This window comes from Pseudoxanthomonas sp. PXM03 (genome assembly GCF_014852005.1).
Classification (GTDB): domain Bacteria; phylum Pseudomonadota; class Gammaproteobacteria; order Xanthomonadales; family Xanthomonadaceae; genus Pseudoxanthomonas_A.
Genome location: NZ_JACVAU010000001.1, coordinates 208,861 through 223,330, shown reverse-complemented (window position 1 = coordinate 223,330; position 14,470 = coordinate 208,861). Strand labels below are relative to the sequence as shown.

Here is a 14,470-nt window from a genome sequence, read left to right as displayed (position 1 = left end):
TTGGTCCTGCACGGGTGGCGCGCCGTCACGCTTCCTGCGCGGACGTGGCGTACGCACCGATTTCGCCGACCGCCCGATTGCGCTCTAATGCCCCTGAGAGCAATGGGGGCATGCGTGCGGATGAAGGCGTGGATAGGGGCGGTCTTCCTGGCGGCCGCAAGTCATGGTGTGCTGGCGCAATCCGCCACCTCTGCGGCCGCACACGACGCGCATCACCAGCAACCCCCCTCGGCGTCGGCCTTCAGCAAGCACGGCCCGCCGCCGCGCGAGAAGCGCAAGCAAGGGGTGTCGCCCGGTTACGCGCGCCAGTGGCGTGCGGCGCTGGCGATGGGCGACGAAGGCGACGCAGCGCAGGCCGACCGCACGCTGGCGAAGGTGATGGCGCATCGCGAATTCGCTGCACTGACGGCGGGCGAGCAACGCGCGACCTGGTCCCGCGCCGCCTGGATGGCGATCCGCCAGGACGACTTCGAGCGCGCACGCGAACGGGTGACCCGCGCCATCGGCACCGACCCGAGCGATCCCGACGACCTCTACCTGCTCGCGCAACTCGAAGACCACCGAGGCAACCGGGAAGCTGCCGCACGCCACCTGCGCGACCTCGCGCTCCGCTGGCCCCACATGCTGGACCGCCTGGACACCGGGGCCGTGCTGCGCATCACGCGCCAGGCACCGGATGCGGATCCTGTTCGCGTGCAATTGCTGGAAGCGCTGCTGCATGCGGCGTGGGATGGCAACGGCATGGGCGTTGGCGACCTGTGGTACCTGCTGGCCCTCGACTATCAGGCCCGGGGCGATGCCGATGGCGTGCGCAGGGCCGTGGCCCTCACCACCTCCCCACAGGCGCTGGTGAAGTTCCGTGCAGACCGTCGCTTCGACGCCCTCCTGGATCGCCACGATGCGACGCTGGACATCGCCGCCGCCGCACGACGACGCGTGGATCACCTGCGCCGGCTCGCCACCGAACGACCGCGAAGCCTCGAAGTCCGCATGGAACTGACCTACGCGCAACTGGCGCTGGGCCGGTACGCGGAGGTGGTGTCGCTGGCGGATGAAACCCTGGCGGCGCTGTCGAACGCGCCCGCGGATGCGCTGCCTTTCGATGATCCGGACCATGCGGTGTGGATACTCAACAACCGTGCCATCGCCATGCGCGGGCTCGGCAGGTTGGACGATGCGCAGGCGGACCTGGTCCGCGCCTCGGGCATGAACGAAGCCGGCGGCGCGAATGTCGGCCCGATGCTCAACCTGGGGCAGTTCCTGTGCCAGCGCGGCCGTCCGGACGAGGCACGGGCCATGATCGAACGCGTGGGCGACATGAGCGGTTACGGCCGCATGGTGCAGGCGTCCATCCAGCACTGCGCGGCGGTCCAGCAGAAGGACGCGCTCGTCGCACGCAGCGCGCTCGATTACCTGCGCGACCATCATGAGGACGCCCGCGAGATCTGGATCTGGGCATTGGTGGAGGCAGGCCGCATGGATGACGCCGCGCAGGCGTTGATCGCGGCACTGGACGCACCCGCGTCGCGGGGCGACATGCTGGCCGCGCTGCAGGATTATCTCGAGCCGGCCCCGCTGCCCGCGTTCGAACCCGTGCGGAAACGCTGGCGCGATCTGCTCGCACGTGAAGACGTGCGGCAGGCCGTGGCGAAGGTCGGGCGGATCGAGCACCAACCGGTTTTCAACGTCGGCGGCATCTGATCCGGCCGCGGTGGCGTCACGGCCGCTTCAGACGTGGGCCATCCATTGCCGCAGCACGGCCTGCAGCGCTGACGCACGCGCATCCACGTCCTGCGTGCCGACGAACGAAACCGTTGCGCGGTCGGCGGCCATCCATGTCAGCAGCCCGTCCGGATCGTGGAGGGCGCCGTCGGGCATCGCGCGCTTCGCCGTGCCCAGGTGCAGGACCAGCAGCACGCTGTCCTGCCGGCGCAGCTGCATCGTGGCGAAATGATGCCCCTCCACGTGGAAGCTCGGCGCGTTCCACTTGATGCCTTCGCCGATGCGCGGATCGGCCGCCTGGATCACGGCGCGCAACCGGCGGATCGCGGCGTCCTGCGGATGCTCCAGTTCCCTCAGAAAAGCGTCCACATCGGTCGATGGCGTGCGTGAGGGCATGGGAGTTGCCTTGCTGTCGTCGCTGCGCGGATGGCGCCAGGACGACCGTACAGCGTGTTGCAGCGGATGCCCAGCGGGATTCCTGTCCGACGGGCGGCAGCGGGTGCGCCGGTGGGATTGATCGGAATCAACGTGCTCCTCACGCGACCGGCGTACGGTGAGGCTTCATCGGGCACAGGAGTAGAGAATGGACAGCACCATGAAGGCCGCCGTCGTGCGGGAGTTCGGCAAGCCGCTGGTGATCGAGGAAGTGCCCGTGCCGCGCCCTGCGGCAGGTGACATCCTGGTGAAGATCGAGGCCTGCGGCGTCTGCCACACCGACCTGCATGCGGCCGAAGGCGACTGGCCGGTGAAGCCCAGCCCGCCCTTCATTCCCGGACACGAAGGCGTGGGCCACGTGGTTGCGGTCGGTGCCGGCGTCACCCACGTGAAGGAAGGCGACCGCGTCGGCATCCCGTGGCTGTATTCCGCCTGTGGCTATTGCGAACACTGCCTCGGCGGCTGGGAAACGCTGTGCGAGGCGCAACAGAACACCGGCTATTCGATCAACGGCGGCTTCGCCGAGTACGCATTGGCCAATGCAGGCTATGTCGGCCACCTGCCGAAGAACATCGGCTTCGTCGAGATCGCGCCGATCCTGTGCGCCGGCGTCACCGTGTACAAGGGCCTGAAGGTCACCGACACCAAGCCGGGCGACTGGGTGGTGATCTCCGGCATCGGCGGACTCGGCCACATGGCCGTGCAGTATGCGAAGGCGATGGGACTGAACGTGGCCGCCGTGGATGTGGACGACACCAAGCTCGACCTCGCGCGCCGGCTTGGCGCGACCGTCACGGTCAACGCGAAGACCACCGATCCGGTGGCCTACCTGAAGAAGGAGATCGGCGGCGCGCACGGCGCCCTGGTCACGGCGGTGTCGCCCAGAGCCTTCGAACAGGCCATCGGCATGGTCCGCCGCGGCGGCACCGTGTCGCTCAACGGCCTGCCGCCGGGACAGTTCCCGCTCGACATCTTCGGCATGGTGCTCAACGGCATCACCGTGCGCGGTTCCATCGTCGGCACCCGGCTGGACCTGCAGGAGTCGCTGGACTTCGCCGCGATGGGCAAGGTGGCGGCGACGGTGGCGACCGACCGGCTGGAGAGCATCAACGACATCTTCGCGCGCATGCATGCCGGCACCATCGAAGGCCGCATCGTGCTGGACATGGCCGCCTGAAGCACGCGGCATTCACTCCGCCGGTGGCACCCCGCCGGCGGCGTCCGCCTCGCCTCGCGCGGCGACCGCGGTGCTGGCCTGCCGTGCCACCGGCAAGGGCTGGATGCGCAGGCCGCGATGGCGGCACAGGTCAACCGCCGGATACAGCGCGCGCCGGCCATTGGCGAACTCCACCCGCACGTCGTGCAGGCACTGGTCGCCGGCCACTTGCACCGTCACCGCGCCACCGCCGCCGGCGACGCGCTCGCCCTGCAGCAGTTCATGCCAGGCCGTGCCCCCGGCCGGCGTGGCCGAGACCGATACCAGCCGGTCGTGCGCGCGGTTGATGAGGTCCAGATAGTGCGTGCGTTCGCCTGCGATGGCGGACGTGGCGGAACAGGCAGCGATGACGAGGACTAGGACGGACGAGCGGCGCATGGCGTGATCTCCGAGGGGATGGGCGCCACCGGACATGCGGGGCTCGCGCGCCGGGGCCACGCCATCACGCGCCGCGTCGGCCAGCGCGGCAACGGATCCGGGACGAATCGTCGTGCCGGCGGGGCGAATCGTAGTCCGTGACATTCGCGCCTTCCCGGCCGTCACGGCGGGGCCTACGATGCCCGCACCTTCCGGGAACACGTGCATGAAGATCCGACTCGGCAGCATGGAGGTGCGACTGTCCCGCTACCTGGGTCTCTGGGCGGTCGTGGTCTTCGTGTTCGCTGCGCAGGGCTGCGTCAACGACGCCGTCAACGGCCACCTGTGGTCACCCGGCGACTACCTGCGCTGGTGGTCGATCCAGTGGCTGACCTGGGCGGGACTCGCGCCGCTGGTGTTCCGCCTGGGCGAACGCCATCCCATTCCGTTCCCGCCACGACTGAGCGCGCTGGCGCGGCACGTGGGCTACAGCCTGGCCGTGACCCTGCTGGCGGTGGTCATCGGCGCCCTGGTATCGACGCTGTTCGAACCCAGCAGTTTCGGCACGCAACTCATACAGTTCATCAGCAAGCACTACGCGATCGGCCTGCTCGCCTACTGGACCCTGCTGGCCGTGCAGCAGCTGCTGCATTTCCAGGCCGAGAAGTCGCGGCGCGAGATCGAGGCCACGCGTCTGGCCACCGAGCTGGCGCAGTCGCGGCTGCAGGTGCTGAAGACCCAGCTGCAACCGCACTTCCTCTTCAATACGCTGCACGCCATCATCACCCTGCTCGACGAGGACACACTGTCGGCGGAAGACATGCTGCTGCGGCTGAGCGAACTGCTGCGCGCATTCCTGGAAGACTACGACGGCCAGGAAATCCCGCTGCGGCGCGAACTGGAACTGCTTGAGCTGTATCTCGGTATCCAGCGGCGACGCTTCAAGGACCGCCTGACCACGCGCATCCATGTCGCGCCCGACGTACTGGATGCGGCCGTCCCCAGCCTGGTGCTGCAGCCGATCGTGGAGAACGCGATCCGCTACGGCATTGGCCAGCACGTCGGCGACGACTGCGTCGAGATCGACTGCCGGCGCGAGGGCGACGCGCTGTGCATCGACGTGCGCAACTACAACAGCACGCTGGACGAAGGCGGCCATGCCGGCGGCCACGGCATCGGCCTGTCCAACACGCGGCTGCGCATGCGCGAACTCTACGGCGATGCCGCCAGCCTGCGCCTGGACCTGATCGTGCCGCGCGGCGTGGCCTGCCGCCTGCGCGTCCCCTTCCACGAGATGGACGAGGATCCGTTGCCGGAGCACGTGCCCGCATGAGCCTGACCGCCGTGGTGATCGACGACGAACCCATCGCGCGGCACGCGGTGGTACGGCTGCTGCGCGAAGACCCGGACATCGAGGTGGCGGGCGAATGCGGGGACGGTGTTTCCGCAGTGGCGGCGATCCGCGACCTGTCGCCGGACCTGGTGTTCCTTGACATCCAGATGCCGGCGATCACCGGCCTGGATGTGGTCGCCACCATCGGTGCGGCGCGGATGCCGGCGACGGTGTTCGTGACGGCGTACGAGCAGTTCGCGGTGCGCGCCTTCGAGGCGAATGCGGTGGATTACCTGGTGAAGCCGTTCAGCCGCGACCGCTTCACCGACACGCTGCGCCGCGCGAAGCAGCGGCTGGCCACCGCGCGCGGCGCCGATGCCGACGCCACCGCGCGCATCATGCAGGCGCTGGCGTCGCTGCAGCAGCGCGATGCCTACCTGGAGCGGGTGCCCGTGCGCGAGGACGAGCGCGTGGTGCTGGTCGACGTGGACGACATCGTCTGGATCAAGGCCAGCGGCAACATCGTGCGCCTGCACCTGGCCGACCGCGTGCACGAACTCCGCGAGACCATGGCCGCGCTGGCCGCGCGACTGGACCCGCGCCGCTTCGCCCGCGTGCATCGCTCGGCCATCATCAACATCCGCCGGGTGAAGGACATCCATCCGTGGTTCAACGGGTACCACGTCGTCACCATGGACACCGGCCAGCAGTTGCGCATGAGCCGCTACCAGCACGACGCCTTCCTGAAACTGGCTACCCTGCGTCGCGAGGACTGACCGGCGCATCGCCGTCGATCATGCGCGCTGCCTGCGCCTTCCCCGCCGCCAGCGCGTCATGACAGGTGAAGTAGCTGCGGCTACCGTCCACCCAGGCATCGCTCCACGCACCGCCCTGCGCGGCGCGCACGCGCACCGCGAGCGACCACGGCTGGCGGTCGTCGGGCCGCTCGATCACCACTTCCACCAGATGCCCCCGGCGGTTCGACAGGTCCACCTTCTTCTGCATGCGCGTGTTCCCGGCAAAGTGAAGTTCCGCCCTGCCTGGCCTGCGCTCCGGTCCACCCTGGTCCATCGGGACCAACGCGGAAACCCGGCGCCGTGGGCCAGCTATTCCGATGCCACGCCTGCCAGCGCCAGCACCCAGCCCGGCACCACCGGCTCGCCGGCATAGAAGTCCTTGGGCTTCTTCTCGGCCATCGCCCAGCGGTGCAGCCAGCTGGGACCGAAGCGGCCGTTGTAGCCGTCCTCGCCGCGGGCATACGCGGGGTCGCGCAGCGCTTCTTCCAGCGTCACCACCCGGTAGCCGCGCCGCTGCACGCCGGCCACGAGCTCGGCGTAGGCCACCGCGTTGAGCTCGTTGGCATGCAGCAGCCACACCTGCGGCAGTGCATGGCCCAGCAGCGCCTGCGATTGCCGCTCGTAGTAATCGACCTTGTTGAGCATGTAGGGGATGTAGCCACGCCGCAGGCGCTCCAGCGTGGCGGCGCGCTCCGGCGTATCCGGCTGGCCGTCCAGCACGTTGGCATAGGCGAATGCCCAGACCCATTCGCCGTTGTCCACCGTCACCGGCGCGATGCGGTAGCCGTGTTCGCCGAGGAACGCCGACAGCGTGGCACGGTCTTCCGGCGTGCGCCCCGCGCGCAGATAGGGATGCCGGAACCAGCGCGGCACCTGTCCGCGTTCCGCCAGCAGCGGACGCAGCACGCGCTCGCCGTCCAGGACGTCCCGCTGGAACGCAGGCAGGCCGACCGCATGCAGGTCGAGGTGGCCATGGGTGTGGTTGCCCAGTTCGAAGCCCGCCTCCAGCCAGTCGCGCAGCATCGCCACGCGCGCGGGCTGCACCTGACCATCGATCTCCAGCTTGCCTTCGTTGACGAACCCCACCGCCGGCACGCCGGCCTGCTCCAGCTGCGCCATCAACTGCGCGTGCCGTGCCGGCAATTCGGCTTCCGGCGTCTTGCCCATGCGCTGCCACGGCAGGTCGTCGATGGTGATGGCGATGCGGCGATCAGGTTCGGCGGCATGCGCGCTCAACGCAAGCGCCGACAACAGCAGTACACGCAGGAGGAAGGGCACGCGCGATCCAGGGCAGCCGACGGAGCGGCGAGCTTACCGTCCGCCACGGCCCTGCCGCCAGACGGCTCAGGGCGCGCCGCTGGACTCCGCCCGCAGTCGCGCATCGATGGCGGCATGCAGGCCGGGATGGTCCGGCACGCGGATGCCGATTTCATCCTGCAGCGCCGCGATGACGGCATCGGCATCCGGCAGGCTGCGCCGTTCGCTCGCATGGCCGAGGCGATGGAGCGCGAAGCTGCCGTTGTTGAGCGTCCTGCGCCAGCCCGGCCCGGTGCGTGCGGCACGCAGCTGGCCCAGGAACGGCGAGTCCGGATGCGTGCTGACGTACCAGTTGCCGACGATATAGTCGATCTCGGCCTGGGGTTGCAGGTCGAACACGTACATCGCCCGCCACTCGTCGGCCACCAGCGCGCGCAGGGTATGCAGACCGTCGTGCCGGGTGATGCGGTACGGCTCGTGCGGCGTGGTTTGCACGTCCTCGGTGTCCAGCCGCAGCGGTGCGGTGGGCACCATGCCGCCGAAGCCGACATCGGCGATATGGCGCTGGCCGTCCACGGTGACCAGCACCAGCAGATGGGTGCGCGCGGTCAGTTCGTCCTCCGGCCCACCCATCACCACGCGCGCCGTCAGGCCGCGTGCATCGAACCCCAGGTGTTGCAGCAACGCCAGGAAAACGCGGTTGAGTTCGTAGCAGTAGCCGCCGCGGCCTTCGTGCAGCAGCTTGTGCTGGATGGCCGGCAGGTCGAGCGGCACGGGCAGGTGCAACAGGGTGGACAGGGTTTCGAACGGGAACGTGGCGGTATGCCGCTGCTGCAGTGCGCTCAGGGTTTCCAGCGTGGGCGGCGGCGCCCGGTCATGACCCAGGCGGTGCAGGTACAGCGCGATGTCGGTAAGGGCAGTGGCCATGGCGGACTCCTTGATCGGCAGGCGGCCACTGTGCGACCTCAAGCGCGATTGAGGTCAAGGCGGCGCGCCATCCGCATCATCGATGGAAGCGGTCCGCTGACCATTTCCATACCTTCAGTCCGCGTGACGGCAGCGTGTCCTGCGAATGCGGCATGATGCGTAAGAGGATCACGGACCCCGAAGGATGTGCTGATGCGTGCATGGTTGTTGCTGCCGTTCCTGTTGTTGTCTTCCGGTGCCGCGCTCGCGGCCGATGCCTGCCCGCAGTTGTCGCAACAGACGCCGTCCGACGTCGCCACCCGCATCGCGGCGGTCGCTTGCCGTGAGCACCTGATGTGGTACCGCCCCTTCATCGACCGCAACGGCCGGCTGGCGAACGCGCCGATGATGGAAGCCGAGTCGTCGCTGTTGTCGATCGGCGACGATCGCGCCTGGCAACGCGTCGCGCGCTACTGGCGCGACAGCGGCCTGCTCGGCGCCATCGGCCATCGCCGCGGTGCGACCGACTGCCTGTATGCCTCCGCCACCGGTCCGCAAGCCGAAGCCTGCCGCGGCTTCGTGGTGGACACGCCGTGGTCGGCCGCTTTCATCTCGTGGGTGATGCGCGAAGCCCGGGTGCCGGGCTTCCGCGGCTCCAGCCGCCACTTCACCTATGTGCAGGCGGCGTTCCAGAGCCCATCGACCAACGCCTTCGACGTCATCGACGTGGCGAAGGCCAAACCGGTGGTGGGCGACCTGATCTGCTACGTGCGCCAGTCCGGCCGCCTGTTCGGCCACGAAGGGCTGGTACCGTTGCTGCGCAGCGGCAGCTCGCTCGACATGCATTGCGACATCGTGGTGGCGGTGAACCCGGGCAACGACAACACCGCGTACGCGATCGGCGGCAACGTGCAGCAGGCCGTGACCATGCGGATGCTGCCGCTGAACCGCAACGGCGAATTCTGGGGCGGCCTGCCGCTGCGCATCGGCGACGGCACGCTGTGCGCCCCCGATAACGAAGCGGCCTGCAACATGAACCGTCAGGACTGGGCGGCGATCCTGCGGCTCAAGTCGCCGGAGCAGCTGGCGAAGCTGCCAGGCGCGCTGCCGCCCGTGCAGGATGCGCCCGGCAGTGGATCACCCGAGAAGGCGGACTGCTGCATTCACTGCGTCGTCGGGTCGGGTGTGCCAAGGTGCCCGGCGGAAGCGACCCCGACCACCGACACGGACACGCCCTGATGACCCTGACACGCCACGCCTTCTCCGCGCTCCGTCTCGCTACGCTGTCTGCCGTCATGGTGCTGGCCGCCTGCACCACCACGCCGCCTGCCACCAGCTCCACGCTCGCTGCCGGCCAGCAGGCCACCGTCGACGGCAGCATCGTCAGCGTGGACACCACGCCGTGGACCTACGACGGCAGCGCGGTGGTCAGGATCGCAGGTGCGAATGGCGAGGTGGAGGTGCACCTGCCCGCACGCTGGAACCTGTGCAAGGCCCCGCCACCGGAGGACGTGCAAGCGCTGAAGGCCGGCGACCGCGTGCAGGCCACGGGCACCGTCAGCGAAGACGGCGCGCTGGTGGTCTGCGAACGTGCAGAGCACAGGTTGCGCAGGACAGACTGAGCGCAGCACGCGAACGCGCGACAGCAAAGCAGGCGACAACCTCCACGACTGCGAACCCAGGCTGCAACCTCTTCAAGGAATCGACCGCGGGCCGGTGACCGGGCATGCGTCATACGCGCCGAAAATCTGACATGAAGATGGCCGCCATGGCCCCCTTGCTGCCTGCTACTCTCGCCAACGTATCGCTGCAGCCGGCCGGCGATGCGGCCTGCCGATGAGGCACGGCTGGGGAGTCCGGCATGCCAATGGGGAGGGAACCACCGATGCGTATCCGTTACGCGGCGCTGCTTGCCGCGGTCTTCATGCTTTTCCTGTTTTCCGGCGCGGCCAGCGCACAGGAAAACAGCGCGCCGAATCCGATCGGGGACCTGCCGTGGCAGGTCGGACCGACCATCGGAAAGATCGGCACCCGGGCCACGGTCGACGTGCCCGAGGGCTACGCATTCCTGGATGTCGACGGCACGCGCCGACTCAACCAGTTGCTGGAGAACCCGCCGGACGGCAACGACACCTACACGCTGGCGCCGCATGACCTGTCGTGGATCGGCTTCTTTTCGTTCCGGGAAATGGGCTACGTCAAGGACGACGAAAAGGTGAATGCCGACGACGTACTCGAGAGCGTCCGCGAAGGGACCGAGCACGGCAACGAAGAACGGCGCCAGCGCGGCTGGGAGACCATGCGCATCCTCGGCTGGTCGTTCAAACCGCAGTACGACGACCAGCTCAAGGCGCTGGAGTGGGCCATTCTCGCCGAGACCGAGACCAGCAAGAACAAGATCGTCAACTACAACACCCGCGTGCTGGGCCGACGCGGCGTGATGGAAGTGATCCTGGTGGCGGATCCGGAAACGCTGCAGCCGGCCATCGCGGACTTCAAGCGCCTGATGCCGGGCTACAGCTTCGCCGCAGGCGAGAAATACAGCGAGTTCCGCGCCGGCGACCATGTGGCGGAAGTAGGCCTGGCGGCGTTGATCACCGGCGGTGCGGCGGTGGTGGCGTCGAAGAAGGGCTGGCTGGCCGCTGCCGGCGCCGTGCTGGTCAAGATGTGGAAGCTGCTGTTGATCGGCTTGTTCGGCGCGGCCGCCGCGGTGCGCGGCCTGTTCAAACGCAAGCAGAAGGACACGACGGTCCGGTGAGTGTCAGCAGCGAGTGGCTGCTGGTCGCGGGCATCCTGGCGTTCTACGTCCAGGATTCCGCCCGTCTGGCCTACTTCGACGATGTGGTCGTGTCGGGGGGACGGACATGGCGCGTCGCGGTCGAGGCGGCCACCGAGATGCGCGGCCGTTTCCTCTGGATTCCGTCTCCGCTGCTACCGGTACGCACCACGCTGCACGCGAGCTGGCTCGCACCGGTGGACGGCGCGGTCGCTGACACGGCCGACGACCTGCGCGCCTTCGCGCGCCAGCTGTGGCCGGTCCGCGCGGGATGCGTTGTCGCCGGACTGATCGTGCTGCTGGCCGTTCCGTATCTGTTGCTGACGGGCGCGCCGCCGACCTGGCTGCTCGGTGGCCTGCTGGCCTGGCTGGCGGTGACGCTCGCGATGCTTGCGTGGCTGGCCGTGCGATCGCCCCAGCTCGGTCTCACGCGCCGGCGCCTGGCCACGCTGGCCGCCGAGTGCCTGCTATGCCCGCCGTACGCGGTCAATCTCTACCGGAAGCTGTGCGACCAGCGCGGCTTCCACGGCGATCCCGTTGCCTTTGCAGCGGACAACCTGCCGCCGCTGCAACGGCAACGGTTACTGGACGCCATCGAACGACGCATCGCGCTGTTCGCGCAGTCGTCCGACGAGCAGAAGCTTCTGCGGCTGCAGCAAGCGCACGTCCGGATACGCGGCACGCTGGACGCAGCCATCACGCCAGAGACCTAGAGCTCGGGGCTTTCTCCGCGCGGCGCGTTCCCGGCACCAACATCGGCACGCGCCGGCGGTAGTCCGCGTACTCCGGCAGTGCGGCGACCAGATCGCGCTCCTCCCAGCGGATCGCGAGCAGGATGTAGACCGTCGTCATCACCGCGAACAGCAGGTGCGTCATGGTCATGGTCGGCGTGGCCCAGAAGGTCAGCAGCCACGCCACATACAGTGGATGGCGTACCCAGCGGTACACGGTCGGCGTGCGGAATGGCAGCGGGGTATAGGGCCGTCCGCGGAACTGCAGCCAGACCTGGCGCAGGCCAAAGAGGTCGAAGTGATTCAGCAGGAATGTCGTGTACAGCAGCAGCACCCAGCCCGCCGCAAAGAGCGTGTACAGGGCAGTGCGCGCGGCGGGGTGCTGCACGTTCCAGACCGTGCCACCCAGTGGACTCCACAGCCAGAACAGCAGGATCAGCGCGACGCTCGACAGCAGGGTATAGGTGCTGCGTTCCGCCGATTCCGGTATCAGCCGCGTCCATGCCCGCTTGAAGGCGGGGCGCGCCATCACGCTGTGCTGCACCGCGAACAGGGCGAGCAGACCGAGGTCGATCAGCAGCGCGGTGGCGAATGGCGCGGTGGGCGGGGAATCCATGCCCTTCGGCACCCAGAGGTTGCCGATGAAGCCGATGGCATACAGGAACGTGGCGAAGAACACGGCGTAGCAGGCCACGCCGTAGAGCAGGATCAGGGTGCGTTTCATCTTGGCCTCGTGATGGGCGCGGCGCAGCCGGGGGCCGCTGCAGGCGCGCGGGATGGGATGCGGCAGCGTGGCTGGTCCATGCCGTCCGCGGCAGAGGAACAATGTCCCGACGCACGGCATCGCCCGCGTCGGGCAGGGGAACAATGTCCCGGCTACACTGCGGGCCGGTTCCCTTCCGGGATGGCTGCATGCAGCAGGCGATCCGCTACCTGACCATCGGCGACGGCGCGCGACTGGCGTGGGCGTCGATGGGCAGCGGGCCCGTGCTGGTCAAGGCGGCGAACTGGCTCAGCCATCTGGAATACGACCTGCAGAGCCCCATCTGGCGGCACTGGTACCAGTTCTTCGGCGAGCACTACCGGCTGCTGCGCTATGACGAGCGTGGCTGCGGCATGAGCGCTGGTGATGCGCACCACCTGACCCTGGAGCACTGGCTGGGCGACCTGGAAGCGGTCGTGGACGCGGCGGGCCTGCACGAGCCCTTCGCGCTGATGGGCATCTCGCAGGGAGCGGCGGCCTGCGTGGCCTATGCGGTGAAGCACCCGCAGCGCGTGTCCCGGCTGCTGCTGTACGGGGCGTACGCGCGCGGCCCTTACGAGCGCGGCAATGAAGAGGCGGCGCGGTTGTACCGGGCCATCATCGACATCGCGCGGGTCGGCTGGGCCGACCAGAACCCGGTGTTCCGGCAGGTGTTCACGTCGCGCTTCATTCCCGATGCCACGGAAGCCCAGGTGCACTGGTTCAACGAGCTGGTGCGTACCACGACCACGGCGGAAGCCGCTGCCGCGCTGCTGGAGGCGCGCGCGCGCATCAATGTCACCGCGCTGCTCGACCAGGTCCGCGTCCCCACGCTGGTGCTGCATGCGCGCCAGGACGGTGTGGTGCCGCTGGAGGAAGGGCGGCTGCTGGCGGCCGGCATCCCGGACGCGCGCTTCGTCGAGCTGGAATCGCGCAATCACGTGCTGCTGGAACACGAGCCGGCCTGGCAGCGCTTCCGCCAGGAGGTGCTGGCGTTCCTCGGTGGCGCGCCGCAGGGCGAGGAACGCCTGGCGGAACTGACGCCGCGTGAGCGCGAGATCGTGGCGGGGCTGGTGGCCGGCAGGACCAATGCGCAGATCGCGGCTACGCTGTTCATCAGCGACAAGACCGTGCGCAACGCGCTCACCCGTATCTACGAAAAGCTGGGCGTGCAGTCGCGGACGCAGGCGATGGCGTTGCTGCAGGGGTCGGCGGCGGACTGAGCGGGCATGACGAACGCTAGTCCGCGATCACCCACCGCCCATTGTCCTGCAACACCACTTCGAAGCGCGCCCACTGCCGGAACTCGTCAGGGCTGCTCATCCCCGTGCTCCCCGTCTGCTCGCCCGCGACGACGTGGTACTGCAGCGCCGGGCCTTCGCCTTCCAGCACGTGGCGCACGCTCCACAGGCGGCCGAGTTTGCCGTTGCTGTAGAAGCGGCCGCGGAGGATCGCGTCGGGGTGGGTGATGTTGCGCTCGGCGTGTTGCTTGGCGAGTTCCAGCAGTTCGGTGAGGTTCTCGGTGGTGATGTCGACGTAGGAGTTGAGTTGCTCCATCGCCGCGGAGAAGTCTTCCTGGGTCAGTTCGAACTGGCGTTGCGCGGGCTGGGTGATGCGCGAGGCCTGGCGGCGGCGGTGCAGGTGGGCCGGGTAGCGGCGCCACGGGAACAGGGCGTTGAAGGCGATGGCCATGGAGAGGATCGCCACCACGTTGATCAGCACCGGCATCAACAGGTAGTGGTAGCCGAGTGCATGCACGTCCGGGCCGCCGATCACCGCAGCCAGGGCGGTGGCGCCACCGGGCGGGTGGATGCAGCGCAGGTAGTACATACCCAGCACGGCGAGGCCGACCGCAAGGGCAGCGGTCCAAGCGTGGCCGGGGAACAGTTTCTGGCAGCTCACGCCGATGACGGCGGACAGCAGGTGGCCGCCCACCACGGCCCACGGCTGCGACAGCGCGCCTTGTGGCACGGCGAACAGCAGCACGGCGGAAGCACCCATCGAGGTGACCATCAACGCACCGCCGACGGCGGACGCGGCGTGTTCGGGAAACGTCCAGCGGGTCAGCCCGTACACCGCCAGGATGCCCAGCAGCGCACCGATGCCCGATATCCACTTCTCGCCATGGCTCGTGGTGTTGCGCTCGATGCCCAGCAGCAGGCGCAACTCGGTGAGGCGGGAATGGGGGCTCATGGACG

16 protein-coding genes are annotated in these 14,470 nt (G+C 68.6%); 9 read left to right on the top strand and 7 right to left on the bottom strand.

The window, feature by feature from the left end; translation table 11 throughout:
• Positions 1 to 120 precede the first annotated feature (120 nt).
• Positions 121 to 1,701, top strand: coding sequence for a hypothetical protein (locus tag IB223_RS01045; protein ID WP_192199852.1), 1,581 nt, complete (start codon positions 121 to 123; stop codon positions 1,699 to 1,701).
• Between the two features lie 27 nt (positions 1,702 to 1,728).
• Here IB223_RS01045 and IB223_RS01040 read toward each other — a convergent pair whose 3' ends face one another.
• A complete protein-coding gene (locus tag IB223_RS01040; protein ID WP_192199851.1) occupies positions 1,729 to 2,118 on the bottom strand; it encodes a DUF1801 domain-containing protein in 390 nt (129 codons plus the stop codon).
• Positions 2,119 to 2,305: 187 nt separating this feature from the next.
• On the opposite strand from IB223_RS01040, the gene adhP reads away from it, so the two are divergent.
• A complete protein-coding gene (gene adhP / locus IB223_RS01035) occupies positions 2,306 to 3,334 on the top strand; it encodes an alcohol dehydrogenase AdhP (RefSeq protein ID WP_192199850.1) in 1,029 nt (342 codons plus the stop codon).
• 12 nt (positions 3,335 to 3,346) lie between these two features.
• Here adhP and IB223_RS01030 read toward each other — a convergent pair whose 3' ends face one another.
• On the bottom strand, positions 3,347 to 3,751 hold the full coding sequence (locus tag IB223_RS01030) for a hypothetical protein (protein WP_192199849.1): 405 nt from the start codon (positions 3,749 to 3,751) through the stop codon (positions 3,347 to 3,349).
• Positions 3,752 to 3,956: 205 nt separating this feature from the next.
• Here IB223_RS01030 and IB223_RS01025 point away from each other — a divergent pair, with 205 nt between their 5' ends.
• On the top strand, positions 3,957 to 5,063 hold the full coding sequence (locus IB223_RS01025; RefSeq protein ID WP_192199848.1) for a histidine kinase: 1,107 nt from the start codon (positions 3,957 to 3,959) through the stop codon (positions 5,061 to 5,063).
• Complete coding sequence (locus IB223_RS01020) at positions 5,060 to 5,839, top strand: LytTR family transcriptional regulator DNA-binding domain-containing protein (RefSeq protein WP_192199847.1); 780 nt, start codon at positions 5,060 to 5,062, stop codon at positions 5,837 to 5,839. The genes IB223_RS01025 and IB223_RS01020 overlap by 4 nt, the downstream gene beginning before the upstream one ends.
• On the opposite strand, the gene IB223_RS01015 is transcribed toward IB223_RS01020, so the two are convergent.
• The 3 genes from IB223_RS01015 to IB223_RS01005 form a co-directional block, all read right to left on the bottom strand.
• Positions 5,817 to 6,068, bottom strand: coding sequence for a hypothetical protein (locus tag IB223_RS01015; RefSeq protein ID WP_192199846.1), 252 nt, complete (start codon positions 6,066 to 6,068; stop codon positions 5,817 to 5,819). The genes IB223_RS01020 and IB223_RS01015 overlap by 23 nt on opposite strands.
• Positions 6,069 to 6,169: 101 nt before the next feature.
• Positions 6,170 to 7,138: a polysaccharide deacetylase family protein gene (locus IB223_RS01010; protein ID WP_192199845.1), complete on the bottom strand. Its 969-nt coding sequence runs from the start codon at positions 7,136 to 7,138 to the stop codon at positions 6,170 to 6,172.
• A 66-nt stretch (positions 7,139 to 7,204) separates the two neighbouring features.
• Positions 7,205 to 8,044 carry an arylamine N-acetyltransferase gene (locus IB223_RS01005; RefSeq protein WP_192199844.1) on the bottom strand — a complete coding sequence of 280 codons (840 nt, stop codon included), beginning with the start codon at positions 8,042 to 8,044 and terminating at the stop codon, positions 7,205 to 7,207.
• A gap of 192 nt (positions 8,045 to 8,236) precedes the next feature.
• Here IB223_RS01005 and IB223_RS01000 point away from each other — a divergent pair, with 192 nt between their 5' ends.
• The 4 genes from IB223_RS01000 to IB223_RS00985 all read left to right on the top strand — a co-directional run bounded on the left by IB223_RS01000 (position 8,237) and on the right by IB223_RS00985 (position 11,512).
• Complete coding sequence (locus IB223_RS01000; protein WP_192199843.1) at positions 8,237 to 9,262, top strand: DUF2272 domain-containing protein; 1,026 nt, start codon at positions 8,237 to 8,239, stop codon at positions 9,260 to 9,262.
• Positions 9,262 to 9,645: a hypothetical protein gene (locus IB223_RS00995; RefSeq protein WP_192199842.1), complete on the top strand. Its 384-nt coding sequence runs from the start codon at positions 9,262 to 9,264 to the stop codon at positions 9,643 to 9,645. The genes IB223_RS01000 and IB223_RS00995 overlap by 1 nt, the downstream gene beginning before the upstream one ends.
• A gap of 263 nt (positions 9,646 to 9,908) precedes the next feature.
• The gene (locus IB223_RS00990; protein ID WP_192199841.1) at positions 9,909 to 10,781 is read left to right on the top strand and encodes a DUF2167 domain-containing protein; all 873 of its coding nucleotides are present in this window, start codon (positions 9,909 to 9,911) and stop codon (positions 10,779 to 10,781) included.
• Positions 10,778 to 11,512: a hypothetical protein gene (locus IB223_RS00985; protein WP_192199840.1), complete on the top strand. Its 735-nt coding sequence runs from the start codon at positions 10,778 to 10,780 to the stop codon at positions 11,510 to 11,512. The genes IB223_RS00990 and IB223_RS00985 overlap by 4 nt, the downstream gene beginning before the upstream one ends.
• Here the strand turns inward: IB223_RS00985 and mddA are convergent.
• Positions 11,496 to 12,254 carry a methanethiol S-methyltransferase gene (gene mddA, locus IB223_RS00980; protein ID WP_192199839.1) on the bottom strand — a complete coding sequence of 253 codons (759 nt, stop codon included), beginning with the start codon at positions 12,252 to 12,254 and terminating at the stop codon, positions 11,496 to 11,498. The genes IB223_RS00985 and mddA overlap by 17 nt on opposite strands.
• Before the next feature lie 188 nt (positions 12,255 to 12,442).
• On the opposite strand from mddA, the gene IB223_RS00975 reads away from it, so the two are divergent.
• Positions 12,443 to 13,495 carry an alpha/beta fold hydrolase gene (locus IB223_RS00975; RefSeq protein WP_305079409.1) on the top strand — a complete coding sequence of 351 codons (1,053 nt, stop codon included), beginning with the start codon at positions 12,443 to 12,445 and terminating at the stop codon, positions 13,493 to 13,495.
• 16 nt (positions 13,496 to 13,511) lie between these two features.
• On the opposite strand, the gene IB223_RS00970 is transcribed toward IB223_RS00975, so the two are convergent.
• On the bottom strand, positions 13,512 to 14,465 hold the full coding sequence (locus IB223_RS00970) for an HPP family protein (RefSeq protein WP_192199838.1): 954 nt from the start codon (positions 14,463 to 14,465) through the stop codon (positions 13,512 to 13,514).
• Between the last annotated feature and the right edge of the window lie 5 nt (positions 14,466 to 14,470).